The organism is Acaryochloris marina MBIC11017 (assembly GCF_000018105.1).
GTDB lineage: Bacteria > Cyanobacteriota > Cyanobacteriia > Thermosynechococcales > Thermosynechococcaceae > Acaryochloris > Acaryochloris marina.
In genome coordinates, this window is sequence record NC_009928.1 from 175,499 (window position 1) to 191,776 (window position 16,278).

Consider the following 16,278-nt stretch of genomic DNA (forward strand, 5'->3'; position numbering starts at 1 on the left):
CCATGAATAATACTCAACCCTTTATGCTGGTGGCGGGTGCTGGTGCTGGGCTTGGTCAGTCACTTCTCCGCCGCTTCCAAGCAGGGGGCTACACTTCCATCGGGTTGGTCCGGTCCTTACCCGAGGGCAAGACCGATCTTGAGCTAAGACAGGTAGACCTGAGCCATACAGAGACAGCCTCAGCCCTGATTACTGAATTGATCACCACCTATGGCCCCCCTCAAGTTGTGGTACATAACACTGCACAACTTGTGATTCAACCCTTTGCTGAAACAACACTCGATGACTTTGAACAATGTTGGCAGTCCATGGTGAAAACAGCCATCGTCGTCGCTCAGTCAGTTCTAGAACCGATTGTACGCGGCGGTGGTGGCGCTTTCATCGTCTCTGGTGCAACCGCTAGTCTTCGGGGTAGTGCTAAGTTCTCCGCCTTTGCATCAGCCAAGTTTGCCCTAAGAGGACTGACTCAATCCATCGCTCGTGAATACCAACCAGCAGGTATCCATGTGGTCCACACTATTCTTGATGGGATCATTGATACGGAGCGGAGCCGACTGTTACACAGTCTCGACCCAGCCAAGATGCTTAAGCCAGAAGATATTGCCGAAGTCTATTGGCAATTGGCTCATCAACCGACATCCGCATGGTCCCATGAGATAGACCTTCGTCCTTATACCGAATCATTTTAAGTGAGCCAGGAATGGATAAAAATATTTTGAGTGGGGGGGAATTGCGGGGCATGCCGTTGTCAGACCCCTCTATAAGATGAATCTTCATTGTGCAGAACTGTATAATTCGATACAGTATTAGTAAGATTCAAACCAGCCCGATAAGACCGTTATCGACTTTAGATAAACCAAACTTAAGATGGCCCAGTTAACGGTTAGTGAGGTTCTTTCAAAGGCTCAGAATCAGCAATCTTTGCACTGTACTGAACTTAGTCATATCAATTTAACGGGAGCGCTACTAAGGGGATGCAATTTTTCGCAGGCTTATTTAAGAGGCGCTAACTTAGCCAAATCAATTTGTGATGAGGCTGATTTTTCATTAGCGACCCTTGTCCTGGCTATTTTGTCAGGTGCTTCACTTGAACGGGCTTGTCTTAGAAAAGCAGAATTGACCAAAGCAAAGCTTGATCGGGGAGTCTTTCATGAACTAAATGCCCCTCAAGCAAAATTTCATGGTGCAGATTTACATGAAGCCGATCTATCATTTGCCACGCTCTTGAACGCAGATTTATCAGCAGCCATAGGGCCGGGGGCAAATTTCAAAAATAGTAACCTGCAAGAGTCAACCTTAAGTAATGGTAATTTCAATGGTGCCAGTTTTAGGGGGGCTAAGGTGGTCCGCAGTGTGGGTCAGCGTTCTACGTTGAACGAAGCGGTTTTTCTCTTGGCTGATCTGGAAGCGGCTGAGTTTGAAGAGGTTCAAGCTCCAGAAGCTGACTTTACCAAAGCAGAATTAATCAATGCCAATTTCCAGCAATCCAATTTAAGTCATGCTGTTCTGCGTCAAGTGCAAGGAGATTGGGGCAAGTTCAATGGTGCTTCCTTGAATTGTACAGATTGGCAAGACTCGATGCTCTTTGGAGCCCAATTTGAGGGTTCAGACCTTACAGGAGCTAACTTCACTGGGGTGAATCTGCAGCAGGCCAACTTGGAGAGGGCAAACTTGTCTGATGTGAACTGGAGCAATGCGCAAGTCAGCGGTGCCCTCATGACGGATGTCCAAGGTTTAACACCACAAGAAGGCCGAGAGCTCAATGAGAGAGGAGCTCTAAATGTCTCCCAAGCATAAAACAGCAATTGGATCATGAATGCTCAGACAGATTGTGATAAAAAAGCCCTCCGCTGTTCCAAAGACCTGCAGAAGTTTTGGGAAAAGTACCATGCTTCTGAGCGTCAATTTGCTGGGACTAACTTGCCGGGTGCCAACTTTTATCAGATGAACCTCAGTGGCTTTGATTTCAGTCATAGCCGTTTATCAGAAGTGAATCTGATTTGGGCAGATATCAGCGGAGTGAATTTTAAGGCGAGCAAATTACAAAGGAGTCTTGCTATCTGGGTTCAGGCGTATTGGGCCGATTTTTCTGATGCTGATCTTCGCCATGCAGATTTCAGTTGCGCCAAGCTGAGTGCTGCTCAGCTAAAGCGAACAGATTTCAGTCAGGCTAACTTGATGGGGGCGGATCTGTCTGACAGCGTGGCGCAGGATTCTTGCTTTAAGGGAGCTAATCTCTGGGGCGTGTGGGCACAGCGCGCTAATCTGACCAATGCATGTTTGTCTCATGTGGACATGGCTACTGCAAAGCTAACAGGGGCTCAATTATTGGACTCAGATTTAAGTTGGAGTTGTCTATCTCAGGCTGTCTGCAAGGGTGCTAATTTGACCTCAGCCTGCCTGGAAGGCAGTGATTTGAGAAAAATTGATTTTCGAGATGCCTGTCTAAGTCGAGCAGATTTAAGTGTGACGGACTGTCAGGATGCATGTTTCTTCAAGGCCAATTTGTATGGGGCAGACCTAAGAGGGGCAAATCTCACCCATGCCAACTTCACGGGTGCTGATATTAGTGGCGCAATATTGCCTGAAGAGTATGCTTCAAAGTTGGAAGCCTTAGGACATCAACAGGCTCCAAGTGGAGAAAGATGGAATATTCAGTTGCCTTAGAGTGTTTTGAAGTATGGGAATTAAAGTGTTTAAGATCCCAATTTTTTTCAGGAAGGGTCTTTTGCAGGAGAGGCTGACCATCTTCATCCAACATTTCAATCTAGTGAGGGTAGATTCCCCGCTGCTTGCAGCGAAGAAATGGGATTGTAATCCAAATCTACGGTTTGGGAGCAAATCGTATTCCATACCCCGTCTGCTTGCAGCGGGGCAGTTGATTGAGGGATCGACAATTACCAAATAAACGTTCAGCAAAATAGTTTGGCATCCATGAAAACATATTGTGTTTATGACATCCACTTATTAAGTTATTAACAGCGTTTACTTTTTTATCACTGCATGGACTGTTTAAAATTGAATAATCTTGCCTTACGGCTTCTTCTCGGACATATTTTTCAACGCCGATGAGAATAGAAATAATAAATATTGAAAAAACTATACCCCAGCCGCCCATTTTCACCTGCTTCAATTAAGAACACTCCTTCTTTTCTAAAGCTGTTTTTGGTATATCTCAGCATAAGCACATAATCACAAAGGTAGTTTAGACATCTTGCAATATTCATTTGACGATGGGCACTGGTCTGTTAGCAGGATCTAGCTATAATGCCTTCGACGGAACCTGATGTAGATCAATGGAATGCCCATACTGTCAAAGTGAGAAGATCCTTAAGCGTGGCTTTGATAGTCTGCAAGATGGGACATTAGTCCAGCGATATCAGTGTAAGGATTGCAATCGTCGTTTCAACGAACGCACAGGCACCCCAATGGCTCGTTTACGCACCGCTAGTTCAGTGGTGAGCTATGCCATCAAAGCTCGCACCGAAGGAATGGGGGTCCGTTCAGCAGGTCGTACCTTTGGTAAATCTCATACCACCATTATGCGTTGGGAAAAACGCCTAGCAGACCAAGCACAGAACTGGTCACCCCCCGCACCAGCAGCCTCTGATGTGACGGTAGAAGGGGATGAAGTATACACTCGTGTAGGCAAAAATCTTCCCCCCCAGCCAGTCCAAGGGCTGGACCATCCACTTCCTTGAACGCGAAAGCCGCTATTGGTTGACAGCACTAGCTGGCCTCAAGGATGCACAACTTTTTGCAAATGGCGTTTACTCAGCTTGGGAGTGGGTGAAAGCCTGTGATGGGATTCGATGGTTTACCGATGGTGAAAGGCGTTATGGACAAGAACTTTGGAAGCTTGCCAGTGTCTATCTCAAAGGTGATGAGTGTCATCCTGACTATGGGCATCGCAAGGTTTGGCGAGAAGGGTTAGAAGTCGTGATGAAAGTTAAAGGGTCTCAGGGGAATCGGCGAGTAGAGTGGGTGAAAACAGAGCATCCCTTTACCGCTATCAGTCCAAGGTCTGAGATCCATGCCAATCATAATGAGGCTCACAATGCTGCCTTGAGGAGACGATGTAGTGCTTATCGAAGGCGGCAGAATCTCTACGCTAAGAAGCGGTTGGGGTTACAGCGAGTGCTAGACGTACAACGCCTGATTCATAACTGGGTTAGACCCCATTGGGGACTCAGTAAGCAGACCACACCAGCCATGGAGATGGGATTTTGTTCTCGCCCACTGAGTACTTTAGAACTCCTCACCAATAAAGGGTTTAGGTATGTGCCCTGTTAGTAGACCAGTGCCGGCGTTTCAGTCACATCCATCACAACGACATCCGGTCGCTCAAACCCTTGTAGCAGAGATTTCTGACCGGGTAAGCGAAAGAGTCCTGAGTTCATCAGAGCGGTCTCGACCTGGTGGACAATACGGCAGACTGTTGATTCAGAGACTTCCCAATCTCCAGCAATGTGGAAATAGGTCCGATATTCTCGCCAATATTGAAGGGCTACCAACAGTTGATCACATCGACACAACTTTGGAGGACGCCCTGCATTGGAGCGACTCAGGTGATAGGTATGCCATGCATGGAGCATGCGTTTAAAGGTTCGCTTGTAGACTCGAGTTCGTCGCTTAAAGTCCTTTGCACTCAGCTGTTGAGCTGTTTCGTAATTCATTGGGTATGGTACTGAATAGAAAGAACGTCAGGCTCAATACCATATCGCAAATTCAATTATGCAAGAGGTCTAATATCTTGAATAACTATTATAATTGAATAGGAAATGGCTATTGTTGCTTGTTTGAGACTCGTTGTTTTATCGCCTTATCAAGTTATGACAATAATCATGTGGATAAAGCATGACGATTCAATGTCTCGATTGAAAAACTGAAAATTTTAGTTTACAAAAGCACTACCAAATAGAAATAGAGCAACAAAGTTGTATTTGATGAGTTTACAAAAATAGTTTGAATTCTGTAGAAGAATAAATTAGTTCATTGATAACTCTTTCGTCTGCTGAACTCTTTTATCTAGTTATAAGTTATTTACCTTTAAAATGAGGTGGCTTTTGAATGTCTAACCGTTATTTAGCCGATGCATTGGCACTTGTCTATAATAATTTAACGCTGGCGGAAAGAATTATTGAATGTGCTGAGGAAGCTGGTGATGACTTCAGTCCAAAGGCAAGACAAGGATTAGCCAGAGCTCATGCTGGCCTAACAATGGCAACTCAAGGAATGGAATATGAAGAGCTACAGGCAGCGATTATGCTTACCCATTCCAATGAATAGTTGTTTTATCAAATATAATGTAGGCTGCTTCAGATTCGGATCGCCATTCCCAATAGAATACCCATCAACTCAATTGCATGGGCGCCATGGAGGTCAATTACAGAAATAAATTCTTCAGGTTCATCATCAACGCCTAGCCAGAAGTTCATCGATTTGCACTAGGGCCTCCTTAAGCTGACTCACGATAGAACGGGTGATCATCATCCCACCTTGAACCAGTACGGTGCCATTGAGTGGATGGAGAATTGGTTGTTGCACCCTTTTACCTATCAGAGCATCTAGATCTTCAATCTGGAGAGTGATCAAAACCGGGGAAAAGAGAAATTCTTCTACCTGAAATCCATCAAGCACCTGCACCTTCAGTATCCTTGAGATAGCTATACACACTGGCTTTTGAGAGATTGTAATCTTCCATTAGTACCCTGATCAGTTCTCCCTGCGCTCGTCGATTCCGCAATTCAGTACATTGCTGTGGCGTCAACTTACTATTGCGTCCAAAACTGACTCCACGGGCTCTGGCATTTTTAATCCCATCCATTTGACGCTCAGCCCGGATTTCAGTCTCGAACTGGGCAATCGCTCCGAGGACATTAAACAGCAATCGCCCCGTCGCATCAGTCGTATCGATATTCTGGTCAAGCACCTGAAGATGCACTTGTTTCTATCTAACTGCTCTGCCACTTGGCACAGGTGAAGCGTCGAGCGAGCCAGTCGATCTAATCGAGTAACAACCAGCGTATCCCCATCCCTCACATACTCCAGACAAGCCTTAAGCCGAGGTCGTTGATACGAAACACCACTCCGCTTTTCCTGGAAGATTTTGTCACAGTCCCTGAGCTTATCAAGCTGGACATTCAGACTCTGCCCTACGGAACTGACCCGCGCATAGCCAACCCTCGCCATGATCTGCCTCTCAATGTATCGCGATGTTTTAAACTATATGAGAAAGGTATTTTGAACCATTAATTAGACCTCTTGCATAATTGAATTTGCGATATGGTATTGAGCCTGACGTTCTTTCTATTCAGCACCATACCCAATGAATTACGAAACAGCTCAACAGCTGAGTGCAAAGGACTTTAAGCGACGAACTCGAGTCTACAAACAAACCTTTAAACGCATGCTCCACGCATGGCATACCTATCACCTGAGTCGCTCAAATGCAGGGCATCCACCAACGTTATGTCGATGTGATCAGCTTTTGGTGGCCCTTCAATATTGGTGGGAATATCGGACCTATTTCCACATTGCTGGAGATTGGGAAGTCTCTGAATCAACTGTCTGCCGTATTGTCCAGTAGGTCGAGACCGCTCTGATGAACTCAGGACTTTTCTGCCTACCAGGCAAGAAACATCTACTACAAGGGGTTGAGCAACCGGATGTCGTTGTGATGGATGTGACTGAAACGCCCAAATGAACTACCCCGCTGCAAGCAGACGGGATATCGTTTCAAAAGAGCTGTAGCTGCTGATCATTTCTATGCAGTTGCATGTATTCCTTACCCTGAACTTTTACATATTTCTTGATCATCTCTTCATCGCCATGCTTGCCTACTGTACTGGCAAAATAACCATCACTCCAAAATTCTCCGCCCCACAACTGTTGCTTTACATGAGGACAACGCTTAAATACCTCACGCGACGTCAAACGCTTTAACATCTTCACTATCTTGGTCACGCTGTATGTTCGGACTGACTGAATTAAAAAGTGTACATGGTCTTTGTCGACACCTATTTCGATAAACTTCACCTCATAACGATTCTCTATATCCATACAAATGTTGCGAAGCACTTCATCCACGCTCTCATCAAAGATGGCACGTCTATATTTTGCAGGAAACACTAAGTGATATAGCAATACGCTTACGTTATGACTCTTATGGATATACTCACTCATTCCTCGATCTTACGCTGCAAGCAGCGGGGAATGGCCCCTCAGAGATTCAAGTCGAGTTTTTATATCTGCCGTCCTACTCCCCCAAGTTGAATTTGGTTGAATATGTGATTTACCTACTCCGCTTGCGATTTCTGCATCATCTCCCTCTAGGAACGACCCTGACACAGATCAAACAACAGCTCCATGAGTTCTTTGCTGCTAACCAGTTTCTATCGGCTGAACAAGTTCAAAACAACCTGAATTTTATATTTTCACTTGTTCCATAATCTTATAGCCGGAAGGGAGTAATCCAATTTTATGCTTTTAGATACTGCTTATGCTTGAAGTATGCTTTACATGCTACAGATCTAAAATTATACAAAATACCATACCTAGATTCCGCTAAATTGCTATTTTCTAAGCTGATTTTCCCCTCTTTTGAAATTTGACTAGGTTTATAGGTAGATGCTTGCTTTGGTTTTATGCTTGGGACTTGATTAGATTTATAGGTAGATGCTTGCTTTGGTTTTATGCTTGGGACTTGATTAGATTTATAGGTAGATGCTTGCTTTGGTTTAATACTTGGGACTTGATTAGATTTATAGGTAGATGCTTGCTTTGGTTTGATACTTGGGACTTGATTAGGTTTATAAGTAGATGCTTGCTTTGGTTTTATGCTTGGGACTTGATTAGATTTATAGGTAGATGCTTGCTTTGGTTTTATGCTTGGAATTTCATTTGAATTATTTTTAGAAGTTTGAAGAGTAAGGCCAGGGAGAGTGTTTGTGCTAGCTGATGAGGTATTCTTTTCTTGAGCAACAGCCCTAATAGGTTGCATCTGCTTCTGAGGTAAGTTGATAATACCTAAGGAAAATAGAAGCGCAAAACATGAAATAATTAGACTAAAGGTACTAACCCCAAGTGACCAAGTCCATCTTTTTTCTAATTCTCCTTCAAAATTTGTAGATTTATTGTTCATATCATTAGATGAAAAATCATTAGAGAAATAGATATTAGACCATTCGCATTGATCTAATATCTTTTCAATTTTTCCTGCATTAGAAAGTTTATGCATATAGATTTTAGAATCGCTTATTCCAAATAAACTTAGGTTTAAGAGTAGATACTCATCAACTTGTTGGATATTAGATAAGAGATAACTCCATGTTTCTTGGCTTGATAGTTTAGGAATCAAGGGTTTATCAGTATTATTTATGCATTCAATAGTTGTGTTTTGTTTGCCATATGTCAAGTTAATTGCACCAATATACGTGCCAGGAAATGAAGTTTTTGAAATATTTTTAATATTTATAGTAATATCTTTAGGATATATTTTATCTTTAGAATTCTCCAAAATATTTTGTAGACTATTAGAATTATTTGGATTGAATGTAGTTGTTACAAGAAGATTATATTCCATCAAAAAAATTTCCTCGAAACATTTTATAAATAATTTTTCTATTTATCTTTTAGAAATTTATAACGATCTATTTAAGTTTAAAACCTGGATTATGGTAGCTCTTAAGATATAAATGAATTCAAAATCCTGATATTCAAACTTTATTGATCAATTCAAAAGAAACCTTGCTCTGCAATTGAGTCAGCTACAACAGCATCTGGATTTATTGGAACATCTGTCATATGAATAACTAGTTCGCCCGTTTCTGGGTCAAAAATTAATTGTTGATCGCCTAAGTTACTCTCATTGAATGCAACATCTTTAAAATACTGCTGAACTTCTTGGTTACTATTTTGACTTTTTTTTGAATTTCTCGATGCTTTCTCATTCATGGTAATTATATTCAATTATTTATTTCAAACTTTTCAGAACAATGTATTGTTTCAGATAATGGCATGACTTATATTTTGAAATTTTCATTCTTCATTAAATCCGAATTTAGCCTAGATTAATGATATGCAGATCATGAAATATATATTCTTTCATAGAATATTTTTTAAAATTTTAAACTGAATATACCTAAATTATATTCAGTTTAAAATTATCTTTTTACACAATTATTTTCATTTTTTATGGCTAAAACACAAAAAATCATAGTTTTGCAATCGAATCAGTAATAACAGAATCTAGACTTATAGGACTAACTTTTTGCTGGATTACGAGTTTTCCTGTTCCTGTATCAAAAATTAAGCGCTGATCTTCTGAGTTAGTCTCTTCTTTGAACATATCCATTAGATACTGTTGAACCTCTGGAGTATTAGATACCTCAACTTGAAGTACATTCTCCTATTCGTCCTCCTCAGTTAGTTGTTTAAAATCGTTAGAATTGTTCATATCTCTAAACTCTTTATTTGCTTAATGTGAAAAATTGCAAATACAATGAATCTACCTTAATAGGTAGATTTCATGTCATAAAAAAGATTTATTAAAACGATTTAGCCTCCTAGTTGAGATCTTTCAATCTCAGATACTTAACTCCCACTATGTATCATACAAAATCCAAGCACTAGCATAGTATTTATTAATTTTTTAGATATGTCCGGATTTTACCAATGGAGCATGAAAAGTAATTAGAATTTTATAAACTAGACTAAAAGTCTTAAAATTAAATATATTATGTGGGCAATTAACTTTGATTCTCTTGATAATGTTAAATATTTTGAACCACTAGTCATTCGTCTAATCAAATTGAGCCAGTTGTCAGTATTCTCAAAACTCCTTAATCTATGAGCAACTAAGAACACCGAATAAATGAAGATTTTACTAGTTGAAGATCAAGAAAATATTATTAACGAATTACTAAATATTTTTAGTCAATATAACTATATTGTTGATGTTGTTAGAGATGGAGAATTAGGTTGGAAGTATAGTACAGCATTTGAATATGATTTGATAATTATTGATATCATAACCCCAAAAATTGATGGAATATCTCTATGCAAAAAACTTCGCACTGAAGGATATTTCACTCCTATTCTATTACTAACAGAACAAGGAAGTTTAACAGCAAAGATAAATGGACTAGATGCTGGTGCTGATGATTATTTAGTTCAACCATATCATCAAGCAGAATTAATATCTCGCATCCGAGCTTTGATAAGACGATGTAGTACTAGTCCTTTACCAATTTTGAGTTGGGAAAATTTATTATTGAATCAAAGTACCTGTGAGGTAAATTACGATGAACTACCTCTCAAATTAACAAATACTGAGTATGAATTGTTGGCATTATTGATGAGAGATAGTCAGCATGTATTCAGTTGTGAAGAATTAATTGATCGACTATGGTCTTCGGAAGATTTTCCATCTCCAGCTACAGTTAGATCACATATTCGAAGATTACGCCAGAAACTATCAGAAGCTGGCGCTCCTAAAGATTTAATATCTACTGTTCATGGGAGAGGTTATTACTTAAAACCTCTCATAGATAATATTAATAATAGAGATATACCTCATCGAAACAGTAAAGAGAACAATAATGAAGTCATTATTGTTAATAAATCAGCTATTCTAGAGCCAGAGTCAGTTAATGCCAAAAATAAATACCCTAAGTCAAGCTATGTATATCAAGAATATTTAAATTATTTAAATGAACTCTGGTCTAAAGAGAAACAGGGTTATATGAATTCTATAGAAAAGTTATCTCAATCTATTCTTAGCTTAAACTCTTTTAAAGATAAAGGTAAAAATACAACAAATATTCTAAATATCTATCATCAATTAATTGGAGCCTTTGGTATATTTGGATTATCTTATGCAATGCGAATCCTGAATAACTGCAAAAACATAATTATAAGTGAATCTACTCCATTCAATGATTCTATATATTTGGAAATTCATGAATCACTAACTCAATTAAAGCAGCATCTTTCCAATAATAAAATTATTGAAAATAATGCGAATTTTAATTCATATTTAAAACTATTTATAGTGACTAATAAAGCTATTAATCATGGTCAAAGGATTATTCAGCTGGGAATAGAACTTAGGGTAATTATTCATTTTATAATTTTATCTGACGAGGGCTGTGGAAACGATATTACTTCTGGCGTTGATCAATCCAAACCTGAAATCAATATTTTATCTCCTGATGTAGTTTTGATATTATTATCAGATAAATTGGCTATTTCAAATAATGAAAATTTATCTATAATTGATAACAAAAACGTAATTGATATTTACAATTTTTTTGTGAATTCCCATCCTTTTGTAGAGTTTTATATCTCAAGTGAATTCAAGGTAAGACAAATCTACAAGTTAAAAAAGCAAAAGGATATATTTACCATTGTAGATACTAGTATATTTAGTCAACTTACGCCAGCGATCACCCAAATCGCTGAGTTACTTGATCATCTCAAAGAAGTTCATGTCATAATTATCGACTCTGATGAAGACTGGTTATGCTCAATTCCAAATGTTATTAAGCAAAAGGGATATACAGCTACCACTCTTGCAGATGATTCTCAATTTTGGACAGTGTTAGAAGTAATTCATCCTGATGCATTAATTATTGAATATAAAAGCCCACAGATTGATAGCACTGAAATATGTAGGTTAATTCGTAATCATCCTTACTGGAACTACCTACCAATATTGTTACTTGTAGATGGTTTGAAAGTTGAAAATCAAAATCTTCTATACCAAGTAGGTGCCGATGATATTTTATTTAAACCTATCTCTAGTAATGAGTTAGCAAATAGAATTAGTCATAGACTAAAACGTATGCAGGATTATGCTGAACGTTTTAGATTGTATGCAAACTATTTCAGTTAAATGCATGTGGTACGTGACACTCATCCCTCTAACCCTGTGGGTGAGGAAACTCTTCTTTGAGCGATTCGACTTGCTAAACTGAGCCGGAGTTTAAGGCAGTAGAGGTTAAAACTCCAGAAGCGTTTACGTGTCTAGCACGGAAGCCCCGACGTGCACCGTCGTACTTAATCTACGCCTCAAGATATTGATTAGACCTCTTGCAAGATTCATTTCACAATGTGGTATTGCTGTTTGCCATCCCTTAAACAGCCAATGATAGCTCATGGTTATAGATAGCTGAAATCAAGTTACACTACAGCGCGTAACGACGACAACGATTGCGATAGCGCTCAGACAGAATTCTAAAAATCTTCAGGCTACGATTAATGTGTTCAATCTAGTGAGGGTAGATTCCCCGCTGCTTGCAGCGAAGAAATGGGATTGTAATCCAAATCTACGGTTTGGGAGCAAATCGTATTCCATACCCCGTCTGCTTGCAGCGGGGCAGTAGATTCCCCATTCGTTCTTGACTCAGAGCACGGTTATTCGCTTGGGGCTAGCAATTTCCAACCCCTGGTTTTATATTCCACCGATCTGGCGAGCTTTTTGAACTTTGGGAAGCCAACAGGCTAATGCCTCGCTTGCAATTCTCATAGAATCGACTGGTTGAACTCCAAGCCCGCTCAGCAGATGCCTTTCGAGCCATAGAGTTGAGTTTTTAGCGAAAGGAAACTCATGGGCCAGGGATTTACACAACTTGTTTAAGTCGTATTTCCCCGTACCTCTGCTATCCATCCAGTATCGACTGGTTTATTACGAATGAACTGAGCTGTCCTGATGACTTCATCAATCGTATTCGTTGGAAGTTTACTAGTTCTTGCCTTAGACTTTAGTACAATTATACTATTAAACTCGCATGTTCAACATAACAATATGCTTTGAATTAAGTGCTACACGCATCTCCAACTAATATTTGTATAGTTGGAGTCTTCAATCACATTCTCCAGATAATATGAGTTCCAAGCCTGACTAGCCCGTAATATCTTGATCAGCTTTAATGGAGGATTGGATGGCATCGGCACAGCTTCAACATCACACCTACACCTGGCAATGGCAAAATCACACCATAAACGTCGCCACTGAAACATTGGGCTCCGGTCCTTCCGTGTTACTGTTGCCCGCCTTTAGTACGGTATCTACTCGCGCAGAACTGACAACACTAGCTCAGGTTTTAGCCTCTCACTTTCAGGTTACGCTTCTAGACTGGCCGGGGTTTGGCGATTCCGACCGTCCTTCACTCCCGTATCAGCCGGAGTTCTATCGCCGCTTTCTGAAGGCATTTGTTCAAGATACCTTGCCTCAAGAGGTGGCTGTTGTGGCGGCAGGCCATGCTGCTGGCTATGCACTCGCCCTCCAGTCCTGGTCGCGAATGGTCTTGATTGCGCCGACCTGGCGAGGCCCACTGGCAGTTATGGGTGCCCCAGTAGCGGTGCGTCGAGGAATTCGCCAGCTAGTGATCGCACCTTTAATCGGTTCAGCACTGTATGGGCTGAATACTCGTCCAGGGTTCTTGAAATGGATGTATCGTCGCCATGTGTTTGTCGATGAAACCCAGTTGACCTCTGAATTTATTACGCAGCGATATCAAAACACGCAGCAACCCGGTGCCCGATATGCACCGGCAGCCTTTGTTACAGGGGGCTTAGATCCAGTGGATGAGCGAGGGGAATTCTTAGCTGGCTTGGCGCAACAAGCTGGGCCAGTGATGGTGATCGTGGCGGAACAAGCCCCACCTGGCTCCAAAGCTGAAATGGAAGCGATGGTTCAATTGCCGAATATCCAAGCTAATTACTTACCTGGAAGCCTGGGCATGGCAGAAGAGTTTGGTGACGAAATCGCATCAACTATCCAATTTTTCTTACAGGGAAACACAGCACTGACTTAGTTATTGACTCTTAATGAGATACTTCTCAGAGTAACTCTCCATTTAAAAGCTATTGATTAATTGGTGTTTGGTAGCTAATTTCACTGTCGCATCAACTTACATTGCCTGATTATTCTCTGATTATCATATTTTTTGATGTTTTAAAATCCTACTGCGGTCTTTTTCGGCACTTTACCTACTCCTTTATGGTTTCTAGGATTTATATTTTTTACTTAATCAATCCCATAAATAACCTCAATGGTTAGCTTTCATTTTCAATATTTATATTAATCATAGGTGTTTTCTTGGTGATTAAGTTAACACTAGACTAATCGCGAGGTAAATTTGACTAAAAATATAAGGGAGCCTCATAGGTGAGTGTGAATAGGTATTGAAAATGACCAATGCGGGATCAGAATCTTCCTCTACCATGTCTATGCATCCTGCTCGCCTGACACATCTCTGTATCGTTACCCCTATAAGATTTTGCACTGTAACGAGCGAATTCGAGAAAATCAGATTTTATCGTAGTACTTCTTTTAAGCTTTCTTGGAGGCAAAACACGGTTGTGGGTCATTCATGAGCAGGGGAATTGGCATTAACAACTGGCGTCCTTTATTAACGACCCCCTTGAGCCATCGCAGTCCAATTTTGAGATAACTGATTCCCCGTCGCCAATGCGGATCCACTTGCTCACGCAGTCCTTCAATTTGAACAGCCATCCCGTGAGTGGTGCTGTAAAGCAGTGCTACTGCAGCGACCAAGTAAAGTCGTTCAAGGGCATCAGCACAGCGAATTTTTGAGTCTTCTAGTTCAAAAGCTCCAGATTTGCTATCGAGAAATAATTCTTCCACCCGAAACCTCAAAGCGTATTGCCACAAGGTCTGTAGCGTGGGTGATTCATCCGTAATCACCGCCCATGGCTCTTTCACACCTCGAATATTAGCCAGCACCAGATTGCACCGACATACACCATCTTCCCAAAGACCCACATTGCGATAGAGGATTGCTTCACCTTTCGATGGCCACAATCTACGGACTTCCCTTGGGCATCGACGTGGACCATGGAGGATAACATCGCAAGGGATACGTAGACAGTAATGCCAACGGCTCTGCTGTAACCAGCTCATCAGTTGATGGTTCGCAAACCCACGATCTGCCAACAGCATCACATCTGGATGCTTTCGTAAGAACCAACGGGCTCGACGCAAGAGGGGTTGATATTCCTCGAAGCCGACAGCCGCACTTTTGTGCGCTAACACCAGCCATAAAAATGGCACAGCTCTGCCACAGCAGACGACCGATAGATGAATCATGCAATATTGATTCCACAAAACCGTTGTATCCAATGCCAGATAAAGACGATGGGATTACCGGTCTTTGAGCGCTAGCAGGACCAGAGGCACATAAGTTTGTTGATATCAATACGTTTATTGGATATGAATCGATGCCAGCGACGCTCGACACTCTGGGCTTTTTTTGCTCGACTCGGAACATAAGATTCCCAGGCAGACAAGCTTAATTGACCACTACAAATTAATGCACTCAGCATCCACGCTAGGGCAATGATATGACGCAGGTCTCGATAATGGCTGTATTGACGCAGAAAGGAGAAAAGTTGACTGTAAATTGCAGTGGAATGAGATATGTGGACATAGCTAATTTTTAGTGGAATCTAGCTTCACATGTTCTCTTCACTTTCTCTTGAAAGTCTTATAGATCAAGCCTCTATGGCACTTATGTCAGGCAGACAGTTTGAAACAGTCCTGACTCTGGAGCTTCATAAACTTCAGTTTTTTAAAATGTGTGTTGCTAAGGCTTATTCTTGCATTGTCAAAATAAGCCTATTGATCCTTTCTCAGGATTGCAGAAGCTTTGACTTTTACCGCTAATCAAAACTAACTCAACCTCAGATTAGTTAAGTATCCTGAGGCTTTATCAAGCTTGGTCATGATTATAGCTTTGTTCTATTCCTCATTTGAATCTATTTCAATATTTATTAACTGATGATCAAGTTTTAATTGTAAGAGGGAATAGATGGGAAAACAAAACTGTAACTCAAAAAACAGGAGAAATAATCATGTCTGCAAAAACATTGATTCCTCAAATTCCTTTGCTTGACATAGGAGATTGGTGTTCTTTTAATGTCCCATATGGCCAGGGAAAATTTAAACATAAAGGTATCCAAGTTCAATTTAAAGGATATGAGTCAGTAGCAATCATGAGTGTTGTTATGTGGCCAGCATCTTATGATATTAATCTTGCCTTGACTCATAAAGAAAAAGAAAAAATGGTAACACTTTACAGGCATACTGATATTTCGGAACCTCCTTGCTTATCGAATGAACAAATGCTTGACATAGCTAAACAAGTAGGGTCAGATTTGCTAGAAGAGCTAGTCAAACAATGCCTTACTGAAGATCTTGAGAAAAGGTATCCATGGATTCATAATCCTGATTTTTCTGTAGGAGAATAGAGA

Annotated in this window: 16 protein-coding genes and 4 pseudogenes; 10 read left to right on the forward strand and 10 right to left on the reverse strand. The window is 40.7% G+C overall.

Translation table 11 applies throughout. The features are described 5' to 3' along the window. The first annotated feature begins 2 nt into the window (after positions 1 to 2). The 3 genes from AM1_RS32965 to AM1_RS32975 all read left to right on the forward strand — a co-directional run bounded on the left by AM1_RS32965 (position 3) and on the right by AM1_RS32975 (position 2,667). Positions 3 to 689 (forward strand): SDR family NAD(P)-dependent oxidoreductase, encoded by a 687-nt coding sequence (locus tag AM1_RS32965; protein ID WP_012167488.1) that lies wholly within the window; start codon positions 3 to 5, stop codon positions 687 to 689. Between the two features lie 178 nt (positions 690 to 867). Continuing rightward, positions 868 to 1,797 (forward strand): pentapeptide repeat-containing protein, encoded by a 930-nt coding sequence (locus AM1_RS32970; protein WP_012167489.1) that lies wholly within the window; start codon positions 868 to 870, stop codon positions 1,795 to 1,797. 15 nt (positions 1,798 to 1,812) lie between these two features. Next, a complete protein-coding gene (locus AM1_RS32975; protein ID WP_012167490.1) occupies positions 1,813 to 2,667 on the forward strand; it encodes a pentapeptide repeat-containing protein in 855 nt (284 codons plus the stop codon). 157 nt (positions 2,668 to 2,824) lie between these two features. Here AM1_RS32975 and AM1_RS42625 read toward each other — a convergent pair whose 3' ends face one another. Further along, positions 2,825 to 3,133: a hypothetical protein gene (locus AM1_RS42625; protein ID WP_187152987.1), complete on the reverse strand. Its 309-nt coding sequence runs from the start codon at positions 3,131 to 3,133 to the stop codon at positions 2,825 to 2,827. Between the two features lie 163 nt (positions 3,134 to 3,296). Between AM1_RS42625 and AM1_RS40400 the strand changes: the two genes are divergently transcribed. Beyond that, positions 3,297 to 4,293 (forward strand): IS1-like element ISAcma36 family transposase gene (locus AM1_RS40400; protein ID WP_076611269.1). Its coding sequence is split into 2 segments (ribosomal slippage): positions 3,297 to 3,659 and positions 3,661 to 4,293, totalling 996 coding nucleotides; the frame shifts between segments, so codons are not numbered across the junction. Here AM1_RS40400 and AM1_RS32995 read toward each other — a convergent pair. Beyond that, positions 4,290 to 4,676, reverse strand: a complete 387-nt coding sequence (locus AM1_RS32995) for an IS5/IS1182 family transposase (protein ID WP_041661326.1) — start codon at positions 4,674 to 4,676, stop codon at positions 4,290 to 4,292. The genes AM1_RS40400 and AM1_RS32995 overlap by 4 nt on opposite strands. Positions 4,677 to 5,070: 394 nt before the next feature. Here AM1_RS32995 and AM1_RS33000 point away from each other — a divergent pair, with 394 nt between their 5' ends. Beyond that, the gene (locus AM1_RS33000) at positions 5,071 to 5,289 is read left to right on the forward strand and encodes a hypothetical protein (protein ID WP_012167495.1); all 219 of its coding nucleotides are present in this window, start codon (positions 5,071 to 5,073) and stop codon (positions 5,287 to 5,289) included. 126 nt (positions 5,290 to 5,415) lie between these two features. On the opposite strand, the gene AM1_RS33005 is transcribed toward AM1_RS33000, so the two are convergent. Then, a complete protein-coding gene (locus AM1_RS33005) occupies positions 5,416 to 5,646 on the reverse strand; it encodes a hypothetical protein (protein WP_238549359.1) in 231 nt (76 codons plus the stop codon). A 205-nt stretch (positions 5,647 to 5,851) separates the two neighbouring features. After that, a pseudogene (locus AM1_RS44590) lies at positions 5,852 to 6,192 on the reverse strand (recombinase family protein); the annotation flags it as partial. A gap of 136 nt (positions 6,193 to 6,328) precedes the next feature. Here AM1_RS44590 and AM1_RS44330 point away from each other — a divergent pair. Next, a complete protein-coding gene (locus AM1_RS44330; RefSeq protein ID WP_083776864.1) occupies positions 6,329 to 6,589 on the forward strand; it encodes a helix-turn-helix domain-containing protein in 261 nt (86 codons plus the stop codon). Positions 6,590 to 6,738: 149 nt separating this feature from the next. Here the strand turns inward: AM1_RS44330 and tnpA are convergent, their stop codons facing one another. Beyond that, positions 6,739 to 7,185 (reverse strand): IS200/IS605 family transposase, encoded by a 447-nt coding sequence (gene tnpA / locus AM1_RS33020; RefSeq protein ID WP_012167499.1) that lies wholly within the window; start codon positions 7,183 to 7,185, stop codon positions 6,739 to 6,741. 44 nt (positions 7,186 to 7,229) lie between these two features. Here tnpA and AM1_RS40405 point away from each other — a divergent pair. Then, a pseudogene (locus AM1_RS40405) lies at positions 7,230 to 7,451 on the forward strand (IS630-like element ISAcma32 family transposase); the annotation flags it as partial. Between the two features lie 29 nt (positions 7,452 to 7,480). On the opposite strand, the gene AM1_RS33025 reads toward AM1_RS40405, so the two are convergent. Then, on the reverse strand, positions 7,481 to 8,584 hold the full coding sequence (locus AM1_RS33025) for an energy transducer TonB (RefSeq protein ID WP_012167501.1): 1,104 nt from the start codon (positions 8,582 to 8,584) through the stop codon (positions 7,481 to 7,483). A gap of 152 nt (positions 8,585 to 8,736) precedes the next feature. Continuing rightward, positions 8,737 to 8,955, reverse strand: coding sequence for a hypothetical protein (locus AM1_RS33030; RefSeq protein WP_012167502.1), 219 nt, complete (start codon positions 8,953 to 8,955; stop codon positions 8,737 to 8,739). Between the two features lie 919 nt (positions 8,956 to 9,874). Here AM1_RS33030 and AM1_RS38035 point away from each other — a divergent pair. Next, positions 9,875 to 11,896 carry a response regulator transcription factor gene (locus AM1_RS38035; RefSeq protein ID WP_012167505.1) on the forward strand — a complete coding sequence of 674 codons (2,022 nt, stop codon included), beginning with the start codon at positions 9,875 to 9,877 and terminating at the stop codon, positions 11,894 to 11,896. A 292-nt stretch (positions 11,897 to 12,188) separates the two neighbouring features. On the opposite strand, the pseudogene AM1_RS44595 reads toward AM1_RS38035, so the two are convergent. Together AM1_RS44595 and AM1_RS43680 are read right to left on the reverse strand one after the other, a co-directional pair. Continuing rightward, a pseudogene (locus AM1_RS44595) lies at positions 12,189 to 12,272 on the reverse strand (IS5/IS1182 family transposase); the annotation flags it as partial. A gap of 163 nt (positions 12,273 to 12,435) precedes the next feature. Continuing rightward, positions 12,436 to 12,777: pseudogene (locus AM1_RS43680) on the reverse strand (RNA-guided endonuclease TnpB family protein); the annotation flags it as partial. Between the two features lie 167 nt (positions 12,778 to 12,944). On the opposite strand from AM1_RS43680, the gene AM1_RS33040 reads away from it, so the two are divergent. Further along, complete coding sequence (locus tag AM1_RS33040) at positions 12,945 to 13,820, forward strand: alpha/beta fold hydrolase (RefSeq protein ID WP_012167508.1); 876 nt, start codon at positions 12,945 to 12,947, stop codon at positions 13,818 to 13,820. 518 nt (positions 13,821 to 14,338) lie between these two features. Here AM1_RS33040 and AM1_RS33045 read toward each other — a convergent pair. Next, the gene (locus AM1_RS33045) at positions 14,339 to 15,148 is read right to left on the reverse strand and encodes a transposase (protein WP_238549360.1); all 810 of its coding nucleotides are present in this window, start codon (positions 15,146 to 15,148) and stop codon (positions 14,339 to 14,341) included. A 731-nt stretch (positions 15,149 to 15,879) separates the two neighbouring features. On the opposite strand from AM1_RS33045, the gene AM1_RS33050 reads away from it, so the two are divergent. Beyond that, the gene (locus AM1_RS33050) at positions 15,880 to 16,275 is read left to right on the forward strand and encodes a hypothetical protein (RefSeq protein ID WP_041661328.1); all 396 of its coding nucleotides are present in this window, start codon (positions 15,880 to 15,882) and stop codon (positions 16,273 to 16,275) included. Positions 16,276 to 16,278 lie beyond the last annotated feature (3 nt).